At 40.8% G+C, this 21,408-nt stretch carries 19 protein-coding genes, 1 pseudogene and 1 other annotated feature; of the genes and pseudogenes, 15 read left to right on the top strand and 5 right to left on the bottom strand.

Going from position 1 to position 21,408, the window contains the following annotated elements; translation table 11 throughout:
* Nucleotides 1-140: 140 nt before the first annotated feature.
* The 5 genes from QE429_RS00220 to QE429_RS00200 all read left to right on the top strand — a co-directional run bounded on the left by QE429_RS00220 (nucleotide 141) and on the right by QE429_RS00200 (nucleotide 5,027).
* Nucleotides 141-1,118, top strand: a complete 978-nt coding sequence (locus QE429_RS00220) for an ABC transporter ATP-binding protein (RefSeq protein ID WP_307282672.1) — start codon at nucleotides 141-143, stop codon at nucleotides 1,116-1,118.
* Entirely contained in the window at nucleotides 1,115-1,918 is an 804-nt protein-coding gene (locus tag QE429_RS00215) for an ABC transporter permease (protein ID WP_307282670.1), read from the top strand. Before QE429_RS00220 ends, QE429_RS00215 begins: the two co-directional genes overlap by 4 nt.
* Nucleotides 1,919-1,924: 6 nt before the next feature.
* A complete protein-coding gene (locus QE429_RS00210) occupies nucleotides 1,925-2,707 on the top strand; it encodes an ABC transporter permease (protein ID WP_307282667.1) in 783 nt (260 codons plus the stop codon).
* Nucleotides 2,708-2,806: 99 nt separating this feature from the next.
* On the top strand, nucleotides 2,807-4,303 hold the full coding sequence (locus QE429_RS00205) for an HD domain-containing phosphohydrolase (RefSeq protein WP_307282665.1): 1,497 nt from the start codon (nucleotides 2,807-2,809) through the stop codon (nucleotides 4,301-4,303).
* 151 nt (nucleotides 4,304-4,454) lie between these two features.
* Nucleotides 4,455-5,027 (top strand): TetR/AcrR family transcriptional regulator, encoded by a 573-nt coding sequence (locus QE429_RS00200; RefSeq protein WP_307282662.1) that lies wholly within the window; start codon nucleotides 4,455-4,457, stop codon nucleotides 5,025-5,027.
* 304 nt (nucleotides 5,028-5,331) lie between these two features.
* Here the strand turns inward: QE429_RS00200 and QE429_RS00195 are convergent, their stop codons facing one another.
* Together QE429_RS00195 and QE429_RS00190 are read right to left on the bottom strand one after the other, a co-directional pair.
* On the bottom strand, nucleotides 5,332-5,595 hold the full coding sequence (locus QE429_RS00195; protein ID WP_307282661.1) for a hypothetical protein: 264 nt from the start codon (nucleotides 5,593-5,595) through the stop codon (nucleotides 5,332-5,334).
* 110 nt (nucleotides 5,596-5,705) lie between these two features.
* Nucleotides 5,706-5,963 carry an alpha/beta-type small acid-soluble spore protein gene (locus tag QE429_RS00190; protein WP_307282658.1) on the bottom strand — a complete coding sequence of 86 codons (258 nt, stop codon included), beginning with the start codon at nucleotides 5,961-5,963 and terminating at the stop codon, nucleotides 5,706-5,708.
* Nucleotides 5,964-6,066: 103 nt separating this feature from the next.
* Nucleotides 6,067-6,283 (top strand) — a binding site (T-box leader).
* A gap of 53 nt (nucleotides 6,284-6,336) precedes the next feature.
* On the opposite strand from QE429_RS00190, the gene argS reads away from it, so the two are divergent.
* From argS to QE429_RS00165, 5 genes are all read left to right on the top strand, one after another.
* A complete protein-coding gene (argS, locus tag QE429_RS00185; RefSeq protein ID WP_307282655.1) occupies nucleotides 6,337-8,028 on the top strand; it encodes an arginine--tRNA ligase in 1,692 nt (563 codons plus the stop codon).
* Between the two features lie 69 nt (nucleotides 8,029-8,097).
* Nucleotides 8,098-8,565 (top strand): DinB family protein, encoded by a 468-nt coding sequence (locus QE429_RS00180; protein WP_307282653.1) that lies wholly within the window; start codon nucleotides 8,098-8,100, stop codon nucleotides 8,563-8,565.
* An 84-nt stretch (nucleotides 8,566-8,649) separates the two neighbouring features.
* Nucleotides 8,650-9,144: a methylated-DNA--[protein]-cysteine S-methyltransferase gene (locus tag QE429_RS00175; RefSeq protein ID WP_307290688.1), complete on the top strand. Its 495-nt coding sequence runs from the start codon at nucleotides 8,650-8,652 to the stop codon at nucleotides 9,142-9,144.
* Nucleotides 9,145-9,354: 210 nt separating this feature from the next.
* Nucleotides 9,355-11,181 (top strand): APC family permease, encoded by a 1,827-nt coding sequence (locus QE429_RS00170; RefSeq protein ID WP_307282650.1) that lies wholly within the window; start codon nucleotides 9,355-9,357, stop codon nucleotides 11,179-11,181.
* Between the two features lie 45 nt (nucleotides 11,182-11,226).
* Nucleotides 11,227-11,520 carry a hypothetical protein gene (locus QE429_RS00165; protein WP_307282647.1) on the top strand — a complete coding sequence of 98 codons (294 nt, stop codon included), beginning with the start codon at nucleotides 11,227-11,229 and terminating at the stop codon, nucleotides 11,518-11,520.
* 26 nt (nucleotides 11,521-11,546) lie between these two features.
* On the opposite strand, the gene uptA is transcribed toward QE429_RS00165, so the two are convergent.
* The 3 genes and pseudogenes from uptA to mgtE form a co-directional block, all read right to left on the bottom strand.
* Nucleotides 11,547-12,140, bottom strand: coding sequence for an undecaprenyl phosphate transporter UptA (gene uptA, locus QE429_RS00160; protein WP_373463166.1), 594 nt, complete (start codon nucleotides 12,138-12,140; stop codon nucleotides 11,547-11,549).
* A gap of 79 nt (nucleotides 12,141-12,219) precedes the next feature.
* Nucleotides 12,220-13,408 (bottom strand): annotated as a pseudogene (locus tag QE429_RS00155) (FtsW/RodA/SpoVE family cell cycle protein).
* A gap of 162 nt (nucleotides 13,409-13,570) precedes the next feature.
* Nucleotides 13,571-14,929, bottom strand: a complete 1,359-nt coding sequence (gene mgtE / locus QE429_RS00150) for a magnesium transporter (protein ID WP_307282643.1) — start codon at nucleotides 14,927-14,929, stop codon at nucleotides 13,571-13,573.
* Between the two features lie 284 nt (nucleotides 14,930-15,213).
* Between mgtE and QE429_RS00145 the strand changes: the two genes are divergently transcribed.
* The 5 genes from QE429_RS00145 to cshA all read left to right on the top strand — a co-directional run bounded on the left by QE429_RS00145 (nucleotide 15,214) and on the right by cshA (nucleotide 21,194).
* Complete coding sequence (locus QE429_RS00145) at nucleotides 15,214-15,990, top strand: hypothetical protein (protein WP_307282640.1); 777 nt, start codon at nucleotides 15,214-15,216, stop codon at nucleotides 15,988-15,990.
* 224 nt (nucleotides 15,991-16,214) lie between these two features.
* The gene (locus QE429_RS00140; RefSeq protein WP_307282636.1) at nucleotides 16,215-17,294 is read left to right on the top strand and encodes a D-alanine--D-alanine ligase; all 1,080 of its coding nucleotides are present in this window, start codon (nucleotides 16,215-16,217) and stop codon (nucleotides 17,292-17,294) included.
* A 75-nt stretch (nucleotides 17,295-17,369) separates the two neighbouring features.
* The gene (locus QE429_RS00135) at nucleotides 17,370-18,746 is read left to right on the top strand and encodes a UDP-N-acetylmuramoyl-tripeptide--D-alanyl-D-alanine ligase (RefSeq protein WP_307282634.1); all 1,377 of its coding nucleotides are present in this window, start codon (nucleotides 17,370-17,372) and stop codon (nucleotides 18,744-18,746) included.
* 36 nt (nucleotides 18,747-18,782) lie between these two features.
* Nucleotides 18,783-19,472, top strand: coding sequence for an alpha/beta hydrolase (locus QE429_RS00130; protein ID WP_307282631.1), 690 nt, complete (start codon nucleotides 18,783-18,785; stop codon nucleotides 19,470-19,472).
* A gap of 231 nt (nucleotides 19,473-19,703) precedes the next feature.
* The gene (gene cshA / locus QE429_RS00125) at nucleotides 19,704-21,194 is read left to right on the top strand and encodes a degradosome RNA helicase CshA (RefSeq protein ID WP_307282629.1); all 1,491 of its coding nucleotides are present in this window, start codon (nucleotides 19,704-19,706) and stop codon (nucleotides 21,192-21,194) included.
* Nucleotides 21,195-21,408: the final 214 nt, after the last annotated feature.

Genomic DNA, 21,408 nt, shown 5'->3' with positions numbered 1-21,408 from the left:
CTATTCTAATAAAAATCACTTATAAACACGTCCAACACAAATGAACATTTAGTTAACTTTTACTATTCAGAATATTATTGACAGAATTCACCAAGGAATGTTATTATTTTCCTCTGTGACTCAAAAGGGAGGGACGCGTTTTGATTAAATTAGAAGGTATCTCGAAATCCTATAAGGTTGCCCAGCGCACTTCTGGAGTGAGGGAAGCGGCAAAATCCCTATTCTATCGAAAACATACGATTGTAGAAGCACTGAAGGATATCTCTTTTTCTATTAATCCAGGAGAAATCGTCGGTTACATCGGCCCAAATGGGGCTGGAAAGTCTACCACCATTAAAATTATGAGTGGGATATTGGTGCCTGACACCGGAAGCTGTAGCATTATGGGCTATACCCCTTGGAAGGATCGCGTGCAATATGTAAAAAATATTGGGGTGGTTTTTGGCCAGCGTTCCCAGCTTTGGTGGGATGTTCCTGTACTCGATTCATTTGAACTCTTAAAAGATATTTACAAGATTCCACAGCAAGAATATAACACCACCATTGATCTGCTCATTGAAACACTTGAACTGCAATCCATCGTCCAATCACCCGTCCGCCAGTTAAGTTTAGGGCAGCGGATGCGCTGTGAAATTGCAGCTTCCCTCATTCATAATCCCAAGATTTTATTTTTAGATGAACCGACGATTGGCCTTGATGCTGTTTCGAAAATAGCCGTTCGCCAGTTTGTGAAAACAATTAATAAGGAGAAGGGTGTAACGGTCATTCTCACTACCCACGATATGAACGATATTGAAGCATTGGCTGAACGGGTCATTCTGATTGGAAAAGGTAGCTTATTATACGATGGCAATTTAAATGAATTAAGAAAACAGTTCGGTACGCATAAAACAATAACGGCTGATTATGAAAAAAATTCAAAGCAAATTCACATTCCGGGAACTTTCATCCTTTCTTGGTCACCTGAGCGGGTGGTTTTGAGCGTCGAAACGGAGGAAATCAAGACATCCGATGTAATCACCCAGCTGTCCAATCAGGTTGAGCTTCAAGATGTAACCATCGAGGCACAGCCAATCGAGGATATCATTGTTCAGCTCTATAAGGAGTACCAAATATGAGGCCATATGTATCCTTTTTAAAACTGAGGCTTAACATGGGGATGCAGTATCGAACGGCTGCGTTCGCGGGAGTGGCTACGCAGTTCTTCTGGGGCATGATCATTATTATGGTGTTCGAAGCCTTCTATCAACATGCAACAAAGACACCGCCTATATCGCTGCCACAAATTATTACTTATATTTGGCTGCAGCAAGCCTTTCTGGTATTTGTTACAATGTGGTTCCGTGATAACGAGCTGTTTGAACTGATAACAAGTGGAAACATTGCTTATGAGCTGTGCCGACCATGGGAGCTTTATGGATTTTGGTATGCGAAGCTGCTAGCCCAACGGCTGTCGAGTGCGCTGCTGCGCTGCTTCCCTATATTGCTCATTGCATTCATGCTGCCTGCTTCCTACCGCCTGACATTACCACCAAATGTGACTACACTTTTCCTTTTTATTATCACCTTATTGCTAGGATTACTTCTGTTAATTGCTATTTCAATGTTCTTATACATATCCGTATTTGTGACCATGTCACCGGTTGGATCACTTTTAGTATTCAGTGTTCTCGGAGAGTTTTTTGCAGGCTTAATCATACCCGTTCCACTCATGCCATCATGGCTTCAGACCATTGCTAATGTCCTTCCGTTCCGCTGGACGGCCGATTTTCCATTCAGGGTCTATTCCGGTCATATCTCTGAGGAGGTTGCCATCAACGGAATTCTGATCCAGCTGGCCTATTTGGCTGTACTGGTTGGCTTAGGGAGGTTCTCGCTTAACCGAATATTAAGGAAAGTCGTTGTACAAGGAGGTTGATGGAGGTTGCGACTTTATTTTAAATATTTGAAGATACTCTTTAAATCTCAAATGCAGTATCGGACATCCTTCTTGCTGCTTTCAGTAGGGCAGTTTTTTATACCATTTGCCGTTTTTGCAGGTGTGTACTTACTGTTTGAGCGATTTGGTCAAATAAAGGGGTGGCAGTTTTTCGAGGTAGCTCTTTGCTTTGGGATTATTCACATGGCCTTTGCCTTAAGTGAATGCTTTGCAAGGGGCTTTGATTCCTTCTCAAGTCTCATCATTAAAGGAGACTTTGATCGGGTGCTAGTAAGGCCGAGAAGTACCTTTGTCCAAGTATTGGGCTCTCAATTTGAGTTTACGAGATTCGGCAGGCTGTTTCAAAGTTTGTTTGTGTTAATTTGGGCGTTAATAAATCTATCAATTGATTGGACGCTGATAAAAATTTTGACACTAATGTTCATGATCATCAGCGGTGTACTTATCTTTACGGGGATCTATATGCTTGCGGCCACCATGTGTTTTTGGACCGTACAGGGTCTAGAGGTAGCAAATATTTTTACTGATGGCGGCAGGGAGATGGCCCAGTATCCTCTTAATATTTATAAAAAATGGGTCTCGCGTTTTTTTACCTATGTCATCCCGTTTGGTACCGTCAATTATTTGCCGTTACTGTATATTCTCGGGAAGACAGAGGGGAGTGATGTCCTTTACCTGCTCACACCAATAGCAGGAAGCCTCTTTATTCTCCCGTGTTTTCTGGTCTGGCAGTTTGGGGTAAGGCATTATCGATCCACGGGGTCCTAAGATTTTTTCCTATTTAAGGTAGTTATAGATACAAATGATAGGCGCTTCGATTATAATTATTGGTACGAATCTAGTTTCCTGAAAGCAGGCCAATCATGTATGAGTGAATATAGACGATTTCGACAGCAATTGTTAAAAAATTATGTAATAGGGTCATCGCTAGCGGTTGGTGTCGTTGGCAGTGTCTTTATCTTTTTCACCTTAACCCTTACGAAAGCTGAAAATATCTATATGATAGGGATTTTAGCCATTTCTTTTGTCATCATGATGATCGTAGAATTTCTTCATTTTTCTAAGAGTATGACGCCTATTTCTGATGTATTTACGAAAGAAATACACGAATTTGCAGGCTTGCAACGTGTGTTTGATTATTTGCATGAATTTCCACTAGTAACATTCAAGCGGATTATGGGGCCTCACTTATTGGGTTTATCATTTCCGGCTATCCTTCTAACAACCGTAGCTATTAAACTGCAGATATTAACCATTCCTTACTATTATATTTTGCTAGCCATGGCCGGGGCAACGCTTGTGGCAGGAATGCATGGAATTATTGAGTTCTTCCTTGCCATCAAGGCTGTTCAGCCTTTATTAAAAAAGGTGGAACACATGGCAATCAAACAATTCGGAGAAAAATATACGCTAAAAGGGAAAATGGTTCTCTCAATTAAGCGAAAGTTTCAAATCAGCTTTCTCTACATTTCCGTATTTCCGATTCTGTTATTCGGGTTAGCGACCCAAGTAAAACTGGATATCGGCGAAAATTCGGGCCAAGGTTTTTGGAGCTGGGCCGCCGTGATTATTGTCCTAGGTCTCATCTTTGCCTACTATGGAGCCAAGCTGTTATTTCTAGATGTCCATCAGCCGATCGACCAGCTTAGAGAGTCCATGCGTGAGGTTCAGGAAGGCTCATTGGTAAAAACCGATGTGTTGTACTCTGATGAGTTTGCAGGGCTCGTTAATGGATTTAATCATATGATAGAGGCGATTCAGGCTCGCGATGAAAAAAACAAGGCGATGTTTGCCAGCTTTTTAGAAGGTATGACTACCGCACTAGATGCCAGGGACCCGTATACCTCTGGACATTCTACCCGTGTCGCTGCCTATTCCCTTGAAATTGGAGCAAAAGCAGGTTTGAGTGAGGAAGAACTTGAGCTGTTACGGACCTCGGCACTGTTGCATGATATCGGCAAAATTGGTGTACCTGATAGAATCCTGTTAAAGGATGGTCGTTTAACGGATGAGGAGTTTGCTGCAATTAAAAAGCATCCTGATATAGGTAGAAATATCATTAAGCAGGTTCAGGGATTTTCAGAGTTGCCACCAGTAATGGAAGGAGTTCTGTCTCATCATGAACGATATGATGGTAAGGGATACCCTGAGGGATTAAGCGGTGAAAATATACCGTTGTTCGGAAGAATTATTGCGGTTGCCGATGCCTTTGATGCGATGACTTCTAATCGTCCATACCGAAGCGGCATGCCGGTCGACAAAGCACTAGCGATTATTCATGAGGGTAAAGGTACCCAATGGGACCCTAAGTTTGCGGAAATCTTTGTGGAACATAAAAAAGGAACGGTCCGGAACTTTGCATAAAAGACAGAAACACATGACCAGCAGGACGGTCATGTGTTTTGTCCATTTTTCAAACAAATTTCCAGAGGTTTGAAACCGCTATAAAGCTGTGCTATAGTGAAATTATCTATATGACCGTAGAACTAAAATAGTCAAAAGGAGGGAGGTCAGAATGGCACCCGATAGAAGAAAGATGATTGTAGAGGCTGCAACTAAGTCTTTTTCGCTGTTTGGTTATAAAGCGACCACCATGGACCAGGTTGCGAAGCTTGCTAATGTTGGAAAGGGAACCATCTACACCTTTTTTAAAAATAAAGAGGAACTATTTGAAGAAATCATTTCCACGTTAGTAAAAGAAATGATAGCAGAAGCAGAGGCAGTGATTCAACCAGATCTGCCATTTACTGAAAAAGTCCACCGCGCACTCTATCGCTTACTAGAATTCCGCTCACAGCACCAGCTTATGATCAAGTTGGTCCAAGAGGAAGCGGAAATGGGAACCATAGCCGTCTCTGAAATGCTGCAACACGTGGAAAATGAGATTATTACCTATTTAAAGAGAAAAATTGAAGCAGCGATTGCGAAGGGATCCATTCCTTCAACTAACGTAGAGTTAACGAGCTTTCTGTTGTTGAAAATGTACATTGCCCTTGTTTCCGATTGGGAGCGGCATCATGAACCATTGAGTTCAGAACAAATTGCGGAAATCATAAAAGTTTTCTTTTTAAAAGGATTGAGCATATAAACAAAAAGACTTGTGCGACAAATGGCACAAGTCTTTATTATTAATTAATTTAGCTCTGTTAAAATGCACTGTTGATTTCCGCTCCAGGCACGAGCGGTTCGTGGGTGTTTCGGCGAGCTTCCTCGGCGCAAGCGCCTGCGGGGTCTCCCCTGAACCATACTCCCACAGGACATTGAATAAGCTTCATCGATTCAACACCGCACGAAGGAAATGCGGTAGCATTTTCGAGGATCTTCGTGCCTTCCGCTCCAATCAACAGGGTGTATCAATCAACACTGTTCTTTAACACAGCCATTAATAAAGGTTATCGCTTCTTGGAGTATCCTGTTGTGCTTGGGGCCACTTTGCTGTTAGCTGTATATTCTTCCATTAAACTTAGAAAGGTTCCGAACAGGTAATTGACTACAGAGCCTAACAGTATTCCAAAACCGAGGGCGGTCAAGAAATAACTATTATTGGAACCGCTTGCAAATTGTCCTGACAAAATAAGAATAATGCCTAACATACTGCCGAAAATAGCGGTTCTTTTAAAAGTAAAAATGCTTTTTAAATGGATATCACGCATCATCATCAACTCCTTGTTAAGAATATTCTATCAATTGTCACAAAATTGTCAAACTTTTTTTCAAAAATAAGGAGGTCAGACCAAAAAATGGGGTCTGACCCCCTTTGACACAATTACTGTTTTTTGGTTAGGTTTTCCTGTGCCATTTTGACAAGCTCGCGAACCATGCTTCCGCCAAGCCTTCCGCCTACTTTTCCTGCCTGTTCTGAAGTAAGTTTCCCGTTGTAGCCTCGTTGTAATGGCACTCCTACCTCTTCGGCAGCTTCAAACTTCGCCTCATCCGGGTTTTGTGATTGAACCACCTTTGCCTTAAGGGCATCTAACCCGCTCCTTGCCTCAGGAACGAGGATTTTATTTCTTCTTCTCGCCAAGTGAATCCCTCCTTTAGACTTAGAATTTCCTTATTAGAAAAAATAATCAATATTCAGTGGATAAATCCTTTTCCTTCCAGTATAATAACTGATAATAAAGTCGGAAAAATCAATGAAAAAGAGAGTAGTATACCTAGGATGTCGCAGCGAGTCGGGGGTGGTGGGAGCCTGATACGGAATAGATAACGAAGCGCACTTTTGAGATGTGGACCTGAACAGAGTAGGGTGCACCGGAGACTCCTCCGTTACAAAAGGAAAAGCCGGTTCGATAAGAACAATTAGAGTGGTACCGCGGGATTTAAAAAACTCTCGTCTCTTTTTTAAGAGACGAGAGTTTTTCTATTTTCTAAAGATAATTAGGGAGGTCTTCAGAATGAATTTTAAAAAAGAGCTTGCAGCGATTCTTTATGAACTGCTTGAGAAGGAAATGCCCGAAAATGAATTGGAACTCATGATCGAAAAGCCTAAAAATGCATCACATGGAGATTTAGCTTTTCCATGCTTCACACTAGCTAAGCGAAAACGTAAATCGCCAAACCTCATTGCACTAGAATTAAGTGAGAAAATCCACTCAGCCACATTTGAGAAAGTAGAAGTGGTAGGAGCCTACCTCAATCTCTTTTTAAATAAAAAACTCGTTTCGAAAAAAGTAATCAGTGAAGTCCTTGCGCAACGAGAACAATTCGGCTCACAGGATTTTGGCGGCGGCAATGTCACGATTGATATGTCCTCACCAAATATCGCCAAACCGTTTTCTATGGGGCACTTACGCTCCACTGTCATTGGGAATGCGTTAGCCCACATTGTTGAAAAATGTGGCTATCAGCCGATTAAAATTAACCACCTTGGCGACTGGGGCACACAGTTTGGGAAATTAATTACGGCCTATAAGCTTTGGGGAGAGGCTGAAAAGGTTAAACAAAATCCGATTAAAGAATTGTTACAGTTGTATATTAAGTTTCATGAGGAAGCAGAGAACAATCCAGAACTGGAAGATCAGGGACGCAGCTGGTTCAAACGCCTGGAAGATGGGGATGAAGAAGCGTTCAAGCTTTGGCAATGGTTCCGGGACGAATCCCTGAAGGAATTTTCAAGAATATATGAGTTAATGAACGTCGAGTTTGACTCCTTTGCGGGAGAGGCTTTTTATAATGATAAAATGGCTCGGATTGTCGACATCCTAGAGGAGAAACAATTACTCATGGAATCCGACCAGGCACAGGTAGTGGAACTAACGGAGGAGCAGCTGCCGCCATGCCTCATTAAAAAATCAGATGGGGCCACACTTTATGCGACGCGGGATTTAGCGGCTGCGCTATACCGTAAGGAAAACTATGACTTTGTTCAATCCCTTTATGTAGTTGGCCATGAGCAAAGCCTTCATTTTAAACAATTAATCGCCGTGTTAGGGAAGATGGGTTATCCTTGGGCGGAAAAAATGGTTCATGTACCATTTGGCATGATGTTGAAAGACGGGAAGAAGATGTCGACCCGTAAAGGCAAAGTTGTTTTATTAGAGGAAGTATTAAATGAATCGATCGCGATGGCAAGACATAATATTGAGGAGAAAAATCCTAACCTCGAAAACAAAGAGGTAGTAGCCAAACAAGTGGGGGTAGGTGCGGTCATTTTCCACGATTTAAAAAATAACCGTATGAATGATATCGAGTTTTCATTAGAGGAAATGCTTCGTTTTGAAGGCGAAACCGGACCATACTTGCAATACACCTATGCTCGGGCATGTTCTATTTTAAGAAAAGGATACGGGTATTCTAAATTTGATTCTATTGAATATGATTATTCTTGGGAGAACGAATGGAAGGTGACAAGCCTGTTAATGGAGTTTGCACCGGCAATTAAACGAGCCTGTGAAAACTTTGATCCATCGCAGGTGGCGAAATATATTGTCGACCTTGCCCAGGCTTTCAATAAGTACTATGCCGAGGTAAAAATCTTAGAAGAAAGTGAAGCAAAACCATCTCGCTTGGCGCTTGTCTTGGCCGTAACCATCGTAATAAAAGAAGGACTCCGTTTATTAGGAATAGAAGCACCTGAGGAAATGTAGAGCTTTTTAGTAAGAAGATTTTCCATCCTGTTATAAAATAGAATTATGTAAAAAAGGGAGGGCATTAGAATGAGTGAATTACTATTTAAGAGCTATGAAGTAACAAGAGGGTATTATATAAAAACGGTGGAATCGCTAGAGGAGAGTTTAGTTGATGTGCAGCCAGAAGGCTTTAACAATACCCTTCACTGGCATGTTGGCCATGTGTTAACAGTGGCAGAGCAATTTATGTTTGGTTTCCCGAAGAAATCAACCCTTTTACCAGCTAACTACGTTGAGCTATTTGGAAATGGAACAAAACCGGCTGATTGGCAGGGAGAAGTTCCGTCCGTGCAGGTGTTGCTTGGCCAGTTAAAAGAACAACTAGTTAGAATCAAGGAGATTCCAGTAGAAAGCTTTAATGCCAAGCTAAAAACGCCATTCCTTGGTCAAGAAACATATGGCGAGCTGACCAGCTTTGCTATTTTCCATGAAACCCTTCACTTAGGCCAGATGCAAGCAATGAAACGTCTGATCAAAGCTGTAGAGGTAAAGTAAATAAGGAATAATTAGGGGGCTCGCCAATTGGCGAGCTTTCTTTATATAATAAGAGTAACGAAAAGAAGAGAGGCAGTGAGCACTATGGAGTTAGGTTATGCTGCGTATCAGTCTCCTATTGGAACCATACGAGTGATTGCAGATACGGTGGGAATTAAGCGAGTCGAACTATTTGAGGAGGATTGGGAAAATTTTTTGAACGACCATCCTGATCTCCAAGAAGACCAGATACTGTGTGGGGAAGCGATTCGTCAGTTGGACGAATACTTCAACGGAAAAAGGAAGGATTTTGACCTGCCACTATCCATTGAGGGAACGGAATTTCGAATGCAAGTATGGAAGGCTCTGCAATCTATTCCTTACGGTGAAGTGAAGAGCTATGCGGACATAGCAGAAATGATTGGTAATCCTAAAGCGGTTAGAGCAGTGGGACAAGCTAATCGCTCCAACCAGATACCCATCATTATCCCTTGTCATCGTGTAATTGGAAAAAGCGGAAGCCTGGGAGGGTATGCAGGTACGAATACCCCCATAAAAAAAATGCTTCTAGAGCTTGAGGGCTTCACCGTACCACAGTAAAACGCCAAATAAATGTAAAGCTAAGCATGAAGAGCGGAATCTTCATGCTTTTTATTATGGCAAAACGGATCAAAACGAGTGAAGGGCGTGAAATGCGGGTACTCTAAACTAGAAAAAGCATCATGTCATAAAGAAAACACTTCATCTTCTCAGATATCTTGTGATAAAATCAATCGGTAATTCTAACTTTGAATGTGGTGGGTGACTCACATGCTCTCTTCTTTTAAGAGATTGTTAATTGGCCGGCCGTTAAAATCAACGGCATTAGGTGAACAAAAATTAAATGTTTTTAAGGCTTTAGCGATTTTGTCCTCAGATGCCCTTTCCTCTGTGGCATATGGGACTGAACAGATATTAATTGTATTAGCTACCATAAGTGTGATTGCCTACTGGTACTCTCTTCCCATCGCAATTGGGGTATTGTTTCTTTTAGCAGCGCTCATATTATCGTATCGCCAAATTATTTATTCTTACCCGCAAGGCGGCGGAGCCTATCTGGTTTCAAAAGAAAATATTGGGGAGAAAGCGGGATTAATTGCCGGGGGTTCATTATTAGTTGATTACATACTAACTGTGGCGGTAAGTGTTTCCGCAGGTACAGACGCCATAACTTCCGCGATTCCTGCCCTGCATACCCATACGGTACTCATAGCTTGTATTTTAGTCATTTTCATTACGATCCTGAACTTACGGGGGTTAACAGAGTCTGCATCAATTTTAGCGTATCCTGTCTATTTATTCGTTATTGCTCTGTTTATATTAATCGGCGTGGGATTATATAAAATTATAACGGGTGATGTTTCAGCTACTGCTGAGCATGCGGCAATAGGAGCTCCAGTACAAGGGATAACTTTGTTCTTGCTGCTTCGTGCCTTTGCATCCGGATGCTCTGCCTTAACAGGGGTAGAAGCAATCTCCAATGCGATTCCAAACTTTAAAGATCCTGCACCAAAGAATGCTGCCAAAACGCTCATCCTGATGGGCTCACTTTTAGCGATTCTATTCTCTGGAATCACATTTTTAGCGTATTACTATGGAATTTCTCCAAAGCATGATGAAACGGTGGTTTCACAAATTGCGGCAGAAACGTTCGGACGTAATTATCTTTATTATTTTATCCAAGGAACGACAGCTCTGATTTTAGTGCTTGCAGCTAATACCGGCTACTCCGCGTTTCCTTTGTTAGCTTTTAGCATGGCAAAGGATAAGTACATGCCAAGAATGTTTACGATTCGGGGAGACCGTCTGGGCTATTCGAACGGGATTGTTTCCTTAGGAATTGCATCGATTATACTCATTGTTGCTTTCCAAGGAAAAACAGAGGCACTGATTCCGCTTTATGCGGTAGGGGTATTTATTCCGTTTACATTGTCGCAAACAGGGATGATTTTAAAATGGCTCAGGGAAAAACCAGCCGGCTGGATCGCCAAATTGACGGCAAATTTAATCGGAGCTTTGATTACACTAACCGTATTAATCATTTTCTTTGTCACTAAGTTCAGTCAAGTATGGTTTGTTATTATCTTTTTACCGTTAATTGTTATAGGATTCCTGAGAATTTATAAACATTATGAATCTGTAGGGGAACAATTAAGGCTTAAACCGGGAGAGTGTGAATTCGATATTTCAGGTAATGTCATTATTGTTCCGGTTGCAGGAATTACCAAGGTGGTTGCGAACTCAATCAACTACGCTAAGTCAATTACGGATCAAATCTTTGCAGTTTATGTTTCCTTTGATCGTGAAGATGAAAAACGGTTCGAGGAAAAATGGCAGCAATGGCAGCCGGACGTACGGTTGGTTACACTGCAATCACATTACCGCAGTGTGTTGCAGCCTTTATCGAAGTTTATTGATACCGTGGAGCATAAAGCGAGTGAAAACAATTACCGGGTGACGGTATTGATTCCACAGTTCATTACGAAGAAAAGCTGGCATAACATTTTGCATAATCAATCCAGCTTATTGATCCGGACCTACCTTATTTTTAAAAAGAGAGTAATTGTAGCAACCTTGCCATTCCATTTTAAAAAGTAAAAGAAGGTGAGAGGGACTTTGGATTTTTTGGTGGAGAACAAGTGGATGATCTTGGTTGTTCTTGAAGTGCTGGCGTGGTCGTCTACCTTTTTCTTGCTTTATGCAAGATATGGGTTGAAGTCAAGCTTTTGGTTTAAGGTAGCCACTGTGCTTTTTGCTTTAACAGGTGTGATTCCACAGGTTTTAATGGGGATTGTAAACTTTATTGCGACGAAAAAAGTTGATATTTTCACGTTGATTATTGTGTTACTGATTGTATATGGTTTTACGATTGGGAAAAAGCATGTGAAAAAGCTGGATGCGTGGGCACAAAAGAAATTTTCAAAACAACAGTCATAACGCAAACAAAGAAACCACCGATTCCGTTAATCGGTGGTTTTCTTTGTTTTTTTGACTAAGAAGTAAATGGCGCCTAGTACGACTGCTGCGATGATGATTGGCATGACATATGGTTGCGCGTATTCTTTGATATGTGACCAGTTGCTTCCGAGCACCTTTCCTAAGTAGAGGAAGAGGATTGTCCAAGGTAATACGGCTGCCACTGTGTAAAGGGTAAATTTAGTTGCAGACATTTTCGCGATACCCGCAGGAATCGAAATGGCATGTCTCACGACTGGAATGAAACGTGCAGAGAAAATGACGCCAGCCCCATATTTTTGAAACCAATGTTCAGCCACATCAATATGACTCTTCTTGATTAGTACGTATTTTCCGTATTTTTCTAAGAATGGGCGGCCGCCGTAATAACCTGCCCAATATAAAAATAATTGAGCAATCGTTCCCCCTATGGTACCGGCAATGACGGCGCCGAAAAAGTTGAGATGACCTTGTGAAATCATATATCCGCCGTATCCCAACACGATTTCACTCGGAATCACTTCAATCATTAATCCGAGGGCAATTCCAAGATAGCCTAACTGTGATAAAAACGCTAAAACACTATTAATAAAATCAGCCATAATTCACCTTCACTTATGTAAAAAGATTATTGTCTTCGTTTATTTTATCGTAGATTGTCTGAATAAGAAATAAATAAGACTAACTACTTAAAGACGTGCTTGATGAAAACAAGTAGGTTTTATGATGATAACGGATGCTGTAAACCAGCCCCATGGCAAACATATTACCCATAAGCGAGCTGCCCCCATAACTAATAAACGGTAGAGGAATACCGGTTATCGGCAGGACCTGAATGGTCATCCCGATATTTTGGAACACATGGAAGGTAATCACGCTTATAATTCCTGTACATACATACGTATTAAATGGGTCATTGGTTTCAAGGGAGGTACGAATTAAATGATAAATTAATAAAAAGAAAAGACCGATGACGATGCTTCCACCCACGAAGCCATATTCCTCTCCGATGACGCTGAAAATAAAGTCAGTATGTGCTTCAGGGAGATATATACCTCACGGTTGTTGAAACCTTTCCCCGTAACTAACCCTGAGCCGATGGCACTTAACGATTTTAATAAATGATAGCTTGCCCCTGACGAATGGCTGGTTGGATCCAGCCATGTATAGATTCGATTGAATTGATAGGTCTTCACATGGAGGTATTTTTCAAGTAATTCAGGTTTTTGTAAAACAAGGTAGAAAATCAAGGCGCCAATGGAGATTCCTGTACTATAAATAGGAAGGATAATCTTCCATGTATGCCGGAAACAAGGATAAACCCGGTTAAAATGGACAGAATTACGAGCCCTGTTCCCAGGTCAGGCTGGAGCATAATCAAGCCTAACGGGATGGAAGTGGTTGCAAACAGTTTGAGTAGTAAAAGAAAGTCGCTGGTAAAGGTTTTTTCTAGATGCTTTTCCTGATGGCTGGTAGTGAGCCTGCTTAAGGCTAAAATTAAGAAAATTTTCACAAACTCTGAAGGCTGGATGGAGCCTACTCCTTTAAGTACGAACCAGCTTTTTGCTCCATTTCTAATAGGGGAAATAGATTCCGGGGCAAGGTATACGGCGATTAGTAAGAAAAGACCAAAGCCATATAAATACCAGGAAAGCCGCTTGTACTGATCAGCATCAATAAAGATGGAAACCGAAATGATGGCGGCTCCGACCCCGTACCAAAAGATTTGCATAACTAAGAAATCTTTCTCCCCATATTGCCCTGAAGCCTGAGCGCTATAAATGGCTGCACAGCTAACAAGGAAAAAGAGTAAAAGCAACAATGTTAATGTCCAATCGAAACGGTCTCTTTTCTTCTTATATTTGTCCATAAAAACACCTAATTTTTTCTAATAATATAACTTTATGCTAGCATGGTAACAGTTATCCCTCTGTGAAAATAGGGAAAATATTACATATCTTATAATAAATGACGTTTGCTAAGAAAAAATGTTTCTATTTTTCAAGAGCCAACTAGAAATGTTTTTGGACAATTAACGAAGGTGCTGCAGAAACATGGTTGCAATACCAAAGTAGATAAGCAAGGAAAAAATGTCATTTAAAGTGGTAATAAGCGGCCCTGAGGCCACCGCAGGGTCAATCTTTAATCGATATAGAATAAGGGGAATAATAGTCCCTGCAAGCGTGCCGATTATAAGGGTGAAAAATAGGGAACAGCCGACGACGGCCCCTAGGATGAGATTGCCCTGCCAAATGTAAGCGATGATGAAGATGAGGAGGGCACAGGTAATTCCAATGGTGAGGCCTACGCCTAACTCCCTGGTGATCAAGCGGATAATTACCCCTCGGTCAATATCATGTGAAATGAGCCCCCTTACGACGACCGCAAGGGACTGCGTACCTGTATTCCCAGTCATACCTGCAATCATGGGCATAAAAAAGGCAAGAGCCACCACCTTCTGCAAGGTATCCTCAAAGCTGCTGATAATTCTTCCTGAAATAAGCCCAATGAACAAGAGCAAAATTAACCATGGTAACCGCCGCGCGGCCGCCACGAACATTTTAGTTTCAAAATCAATCGATTTCCCTGTTGCTGATAATTTTTCAATGTCTTCATTCGCTTCTTTGATGACCACGTCAATAATGTCATCGACCGTCACTATTCCTACCAGGACATTGTTGTCGTCCACAACGGGCACGGCTAAGAAATCGTATCGTTCCGCTGTACGGGCTACTACCTCTTGGTCGGTTGTTACGGTGACAGAAATGACTCGTTCATACATAATGGTACGGATTTTTTCCTCAGGTTCAGCTAGAAGTAGATCCCGATACGAAACAACGCCTACGAGATTACGTGCCTCATCAATTACGTAAATATAGTTGATTGACTCTGCGAATTCCGCAAAAGTCTTAAACTTTTCAACGGCCTCTTTAACGGTGAAATAATCACGAATCCATACAAAACGGTTTGTCATAATTCTTCCGGCAGTTTCAGGTGGGTAATTCATAATGCCTTTAACCGCACTGGACTCTTCTTGCTTCATTCCGGATAAAAGAGAATCCTTTTTTTCTGGAGAAAGTTCATTTAGTAATATGGCCAAATCATCATTATCCATCAAGTCGAGAACTTTACTCGATTTTTCGATTCCGAGCAGATTTAATAGTTCGAGCTGCTCTAATTTCGGAAGCTCCTCCATCAAATCAGCCAATAGGTCAAATTGTAAAAATAGAAGAAATCTCGCCCGATGTTTCTCGGGGAGTTCCTCATATATTTTAGCGAGATCATAGGGCTGAAGCTCATCAACAATTGATTCAAACTCTGCCTTTTTATTCTCCTTTAATGTTTTAATGATATAAAGATTTATTTCATCTTGTGTCATATCTTTAATCAAGGAATCCACACTCCTTTCCTTAAGGTGCATGTTGTTGTAAAAAAAATCTATGAAATAGAGGAGAAACAGAAATAATAGGGAATAGGACTTTAAAATAGTATGTGTAATTACTTTAAGAAAATAGATAAATAAGCAACAAAGGTGTTATTCAAAAATATTATTTGTAAAAGAATTGAAATAAGCTATTTGACCTACTTTTTGATAAAATAAGTAAGTATGAACAAAAGGTTTTAGCAATTCTTTTTTGACATAAATTACATGTGTTTGAACGGAGGAGTTTGGCTTTGAAGAAGCATCATCAAGACATACGGGATCTTATCTATGTCCATTTAAACCAAACAGACCAGTATGTTATGTCCTACGGTATTGAATTCGATGAATTTGCTGCTGCTTTTTCAGGCTCATTAAATCATCTGCTTTTGTTAAAGCACCGTTTTGATGATGCTGATTTCAATATGCATACACTACTCGAATATTGTCCGGAAGATAGAATAAATAAATTAGCTGGTGAAGATGTCTACAGTTACGGGGACTTTTGTTGGATTGATTTTATTGAAGAAGAGGTCTTAAATGAACTATCAGGGCAGGAGTTGGCTGAATTATTATATTTAGGCCACCAAAAGCAACATCTGAAACTGCCTTTCTATAATAAGCTGGGGAATCGATTTGTTTACTTAGCTCACGATGATGGCTGGTTTAACAAAATATATTACCGAAGCTTTAAGGATTTCTTCCATCTGCTAAGCGAAGTCATTGCTGACAAGGTCGGCGAATTGAAGCTTGAAAAATCCATTCTGGGCATTCGGAAAAAACGCGTGTATCCAGCGGTCAATAAAGAGATTTTACTCTCATTGACTCCATTTATTAAAGAGGGGATATGTATCTCTTTAAGAGATGCAGACCATCAACGCGGGCGCTTGGAGATTCCGATCTGGGTAATAGGCGATTTTGCCAATATGGATGACATGTATGAGGAATATGAAAATATCTCTAATAAATCATACCATGCGAAACTGATCTTTGATAAAAAAACAAAAGAGTGGAAATTAAATGTAATGTAGAGAGGCTGACTCCTTATGAGACAGCCTCTGTCTTTTAACCGGGTATTACTTGAATTTCCTGCGAATAAAAAGGGCAAATTCCCAATCGTTTGTATTTAATCAAGCTATTGGAAACATACAATAATCAATAGGAAAAAACATTTTAAAATAAAAGTGCTACAATTACTTTCTTAAATGATAAAGTGTTAAAATAAAACCGTGAAAGATAATATGGAGGTTTTGGTATGAAAACAAAACTAGGTTTATTATACGGGGGGAAATCCGCCGAGCATCAAGTTTCTTTACAGACAGCACTTGCTGTTATTAAAGCATTAGATCTTGAAAAATTTGAAATTCATCCAATTTACATAAATGTCGAGGGTCAATGGATTAAAGGGCCACAACTGAGCGAGCCGGTAGAGACCGTTCAAGCACTTGCGTTTTCACAAGGAAACCAATTATCGCCTCTAGCACTTGCGCCATCACTGTTCCAAGCGGAACAAGAAAAAGCTGCTCCACTTGATGTCATTTTCCCATTGCTCCACGGACCGAATGGTGAAGATGGAACTGTACAGGGATTATTAGAATTATTAAACCTTCCGTATGTAGGAAATGGCGTACTCGCCTCTGCTGCTGGAATGGATAAAGTCATGATGAAAAATGTGTTTGCACAGGCTGGCCTTGCTCAAGTAAACTATGTTGCTTTTATTAAGAGCGAATGGGAAAAAGGAGCAGACGAAGCATACAGCAAAGTAGAAGCAGAACTAGGCTACCCTTGTTTTGTGAAGCCGGCAAATCTTGGCTCAAGTGTAGGGATTAGTAAATGTACGAATCGGACAGAATTAGCGGCAGCTTTTGCCGAAGCTTTTCAATTTGACCGAAAAGTCATTATTGAAGAGGGTGTGGTTGCCCGTGAAATTGAGATTGCTGTATTAGGAAACGATGCACCAGAATGCTCTGTAGCTGGTGAAATTGTTCCGAAAAAGGACTTTTATGATTATAAAGCCAAATACGAAGATGGGGATACGGCGCTAATTATCCCTGCTGATATTACAGAGGAAGAGTACAAGGGGTTAAAAGAAATGGCGATTCAAGCATTTAAAGCACTAGATTGCTCTGGACTTGTACGTGCTGATTTCTTTTTAACAAAAGAGGGTAAATTATTAATAAATGAAGTCAATACGATGCCGGGCTTTACGCCGTTTAGCATGTTCCCGCTATTATGGAAGCATACAGGACTTGAGTATCCACAATTAATTGAGCGGCTCGTCCAGTTGGCCATCGAAAGACATACAGAAAAACAAAACATTAAATATACATTCTAATGCTAAGAAAGACACGGAGACACGGCTGATGTGCCGTGTCCGTTTCTATTTAATAATTCAAAAGGAGGGTACCGAATGATCAAGCGGACATTAGAACAAGTGTCTGAAATGGTGTCAGCTATCAATGATAGCCGTGCATACTCAGATGTAGTGATCAACGGAGTGACCATTGATTCTCGAAAAATAGAAGCAGGAAGTCTATTTGTCCCATTTAAAGGGGAACGTGTGGACGGTCATCAATATGTAGTGGAATCAATTGAAAAAGGAGCAGCTGCTGCTCTTTGGCAAAAGGATGTGCCTAATCCCCCAGAAAACCTGCCTATTTTAATCGTAGAGGACTGTCTGACAGCACTTCAAGAATTAGCACGTAATTATCGGAATCAGTTACGTGTTAAAGTAGTCGGTATTACGGGCAGCAACGGAAAAACGACGACTAAGGATATGACGACAAGCCTTTTATCGACTCAATATAAAGTTCAAAAAACAGAAGGAAATTATAATAATCATATAGGACTTCCGTTAACGGTTTTAGGCTTACATGAGGATACTGAAGTGGCTGTCCTTGAGATGGGGATGAGCGGAAGAGGAGAAATCGAATTCCTCACAAAGCTTGCACGTCCTGATGCGGTGGTGATTACCAATATCGGTGAGTCCCATCTTCTTGATTTAGGCTCCCGCGAAGGGATTGCAGAAGCGAAATTTGAAATCCTCCAAGGCCTTCAAGATGGTGGGCTGGCTGTCCTCCATGGGGATGAGCCGCTCTTGATGGAGCGGATTAAACAATATCAAGGCAATGTTCAAGTGAAGACCTTTGGCCGAACGGAAACGAATGATTTTTATCCAACAGAAATCATCCAAATGGACCAAGGGAACCAATTTAAAATCAATGCTTCATCAGAAACATTCGAGCTTCCGGTGTTAGGTACGCATAATATTTTAAATGCATTAGCTGCAATGCACATCGCTCGTTATTTTAATATTCCGTTTGAAAAAATGAAAGCAGGCCTAACAGGAATTAAACTGACAAATATGCGAATGGAATTAGTAGAAGGCAAACGCGGCGAAAAAATCATTAATGATGCTTATAATGCGAGTCCTACCTCTATGATGGCTGCCATTGAATTAGTGTCTAACCTTCAGGGATACAACAGGAAAATCCTTGTGCTTGGTGACATGCTTGAGCTTGGGCCAAAAGAAGAGCAATATCACATGCAAATCGGTGAAGGCTTGGATGCGGAAAAAACGGACTATCTCTTTACCTATGGTACGCTCAGTGAACACATAGCCATAGGTGCTAGGAAAGTCCTGGGAGAGGATCGTGTCTTTGCTTTCCGTGATAAAGCGGAACTCATCGAGGAACTAAAAAAGCATGTAAATGAACAGACATTAGTCCTTGTAAAGGCATCGCGTGGAATGAAAATGGAAGAAATTGTGGCAGCACTACAAAATTAAGCTACAGGAAACTGGACGATTGGCAGGTGAAACAAGATGATTGGCTGTTTATGTATCCACGGCTTTACAGGTGCGCCGTATGAGGTGGAACCACTCGTTGACTTTTTACAGCAACGTACTGATTGGGTCTTTCGCGTTCCGACGCTGCCCGGTCATGGTGAGGCTAATTCATTAAAAGGAATTCATTTTCAAGAGTGGATTAATCATGCGGAGACAGAGCTAAAGCAGCTGATCGACAATTGTGACGAAGTATATGTGGTCGGTTTTTCAATGGGTGGTATGATCGCCAGTTATCTTGCTGCCAATTACCCTGTAGATAAATTAATTTTATTAAGCGCAGCTGCCTATTATATTAATCCTAGGCAGCTGGCGACTGATATAAAGCAGACCTTCCTTGATGCGATCAAAGGAAACTTAAAAGAGAATGAATTATTTCACCGCTATAAAAGAAAAATAACAGAAACACCTTTAGCGGCGACACTGCAATTTCGTAAGCTTGTTACTTTTATTAAACCCCTTCTAACGAAAGTGAAAGTCCCCACACTAATAGCACAAGGGGAGTGTGACGGGATTGTGCCGCTCAAAAGTGCTGAATATTTATTTCAAACCATTGGCGCAAAACAAAAGAAGCTTACTTATATTAAGCAATCAAAACATCATATTTGCCATTGTGAAGAACGTGATGTCCTGTTTAATCAAGTGTTAGACTTTTTGATGGAGCGGTAAGACTAGCTGGAAATAGTAAGCAACTCGTCTTTATTGCAAAATACTAGTAAGAGTGGTATGATAATCATCAACGTGTCTAAAGAACGAGCAAAAAGGGCATACTCCTTTGGAGAATGTCTTTTTTTTGGTAAAATAAATAGGTAATTACTTACTAGCGGCATTTTGATGCGTATCGGACGAAAATATTCAGTACTAATAATATTTTCAAATAGATGAAGGAGATTGAAAACATTGACAAAGTTTGAAGATTTAGGTCTAAGTCAGGCCACTTTAAAAGCCGTCCTCAAAATGGGTTTTGAGGAAGCAACACCAATCCAGTCAGAAACAATTCCATTGAGCTTAGAAAACAAGGACTTGATCGGCCAGGCTCAAACAGGAACAGGTAAAACCGCTGCATTTGGAATTCCATTGGTGGAAAAAATTGATACAAAGTTAGATGCTATCCAAGGGATTATTATTGCTCCAACTCGTGAGTTAGCGATCCAAGTTTCGGAAGAGCTTTATAAAATCGGAGCGGGTAAAAGAGTGCGTGTCCTACCTATTTACGGAGGTCAGGATATCAGCCGCCAAATCCGTTCACTTAAGAAAGCTCCACATATCATTGTTGGTACACCAGGACGTGTGTTAGACCATATTAATAGAAAAACAATGCGTCTAGATACTGTAAATACAGTGATCCTTGATGAAGCAGATGAAATGCTGAACATGGGATTCATTGAAGATATTGAATCCATTCTTGCAGCGACTCCAGAAGAGCGTCAAACATTACTTTTCTCTGCAACTATGCCAGGACCAATCCAAAGAATGGCAGAAAAGTTCATGAAGAACCCACAAATCGTGCGTGTGAAAATGAAAGAAATGACTGTTCCTTCCATTGAGCAATACTATCTTGAAGTTCAAGAAAGAAATAAATTCGATGTGTTAACAAGACTTCTTGATATTCAATCACCAGAATTAGCGATTGTTTTCGGACGTACGAAGCGTCGTGTGGATGAGCTATCAGAAGCGTTAACATTAAGAGGATACACAGCAGAAGGAATCCACGGTGACTTAAGCCAGGCAAAACGTCTTTCCGTTCTTCGTAAGTTTAAAGAAGGTTCGATTGATGTTCTTGTAGCAACAGACGTAGCTGCAAGGGGTCTTGATATCTCTGGTGTAACTCATGTATACAATTTTGATATCCCGCAGGATCCAGAAAGCTATGTTCACCGTATCGGACGTACAGGACGTGCTGGTAAAACAGGTATGGCGATGACGTTCATCACACCACGTGAAAAATCTTATCTTGCAGTAGTTGAAAAAACAACGAAACGTAAGATGGATAAAATGAAGGCTCCTACGCTTGATGAGGCTTTAGAAGGTCAACAAAAAGCGGTTGTTGAGAAAATCGTTCAGACGATTGAATCAAATAACCTTCATTACTATAAAGCAGCAGCACAAGAGTTGCTTGAAGAAAATGACGCAGAAACAGTAATCGCTGCTGTCCTTAAGATGCTTACAAAAGAACCTGATACAACACCAGTTAAGCTAACTGAAGAACAGCTTCCGATGAAGCGCGAAAGAAAGTCTTACAATGACCGTGACCGTAGAAGAAGAGATGATTCTCGTGGATCTTATGGTGGTGGCGATCGTAACAGAAAAAAAGCACCGGTAAAACCAAGAAGCGGTGAAAAAAGAACTGGCGGCAAGTCATCTAAACCAAGATCGTTTCAAGAACGTTAATTCATAGACACTAAGAAAGCATGGACTTTATGTTCATGCTTTTTTCTTTTGCATAAATAAATTGGTAAATTCGACTTCAAGAAATGTCCAGCTCCAGCGCCTAAACCTACTGCGAGTAAAGTCAATGAGCTGTAGACGGGCTCTACATCTACTTTTTTCGATAAAAAGTCCAATAACGTCAAAGTAGACGGGTTCTACATCAACTTTTTTTAAT

This window comes from Bacillus sp. SORGH_AS_0510 (genome assembly GCF_030818775.1).
GTDB lineage: Bacteria > Bacillota > Bacilli > Bacillales > Cytobacillaceae > Neobacillus.
Note: the sequence above shows the minus strand (reverse complement) of the source record. Positions and strands in the feature narration are given on the sequence as shown.

Bases quoted from the DNA above. Each gene is read 5' to 3' on its own strand.
- QE429_RS00200 (WP_307282662.1), top strand. From the start codon at position 4,455: ATGGCACCCGATAGAAGAAAGATGATTGTAGAGGCTGCAACTAAGTCT.
- argS (WP_307282655.1), top strand. From the start codon at position 6,337: ATGAATTTTAAAAAAGAGCTTGCAGCGATTCTTTATGAACTGCTTGAG.
- uptA (WP_373463166.1), bottom strand. From the start codon at position 12,140: ATGGCTGATTTTATTAATAGTGTTTTAGCGTTTTTATCACAGTTAGGC.
- QE429_RS00135 (WP_307282634.1), top strand. From the start codon at position 17,370: ATGATCAAGCGGACATTAGAACAAGTGTCTGAAATGGTGTCAGCTATC.
- QE429_RS00175 (WP_307290688.1), top strand. From the start codon at position 8,650: ATGGAGTTAGGTTATGCTGCGTATCAGTCTCCTATTGGAACCATACGA.
- QE429_RS00215 (WP_307282670.1), top strand. From the start codon at position 1,115: ATGAGGCCATATGTATCCTTTTTAAAACTGAGGCTTAACATGGGGATG.
- QE429_RS00180 (WP_307282653.1), top strand. From the start codon at position 8,098: ATGAGTGAATTACTATTTAAGAGCTATGAAGTAACAAGAGGGTATTAT.
- QE429_RS00140 (WP_307282636.1), top strand. From the start codon at position 16,215: ATGAAAACAAAACTAGGTTTATTATACGGGGGGAAATCCGCCGAGCAT.
- QE429_RS00170 (WP_307282650.1), top strand. From the start codon at position 9,355: ATGCTCTCTTCTTTTAAGAGATTGTTAATTGGCCGGCCGTTAAAATCA.
- QE429_RS00165 (WP_307282647.1), top strand. From the start codon at position 11,227: ATGATCTTGGTTGTTCTTGAAGTGCTGGCGTGGTCGTCTACCTTTTTC.
- QE429_RS00205 (WP_307282665.1), top strand. From the start codon at position 2,807: ATGAGTGAATATAGACGATTTCGACAGCAATTGTTAAAAAATTATGTA.
- QE429_RS00130 (WP_307282631.1), top strand. From the start codon at position 18,783: ATGATTGGCTGTTTATGTATCCACGGCTTTACAGGTGCGCCGTATGAG.
- QE429_RS00195 (WP_307282661.1), bottom strand. From the start codon at position 5,595: ATGATGCGTGATATCCATTTAAAAAGCATTTTTACTTTTAAAAGAACC.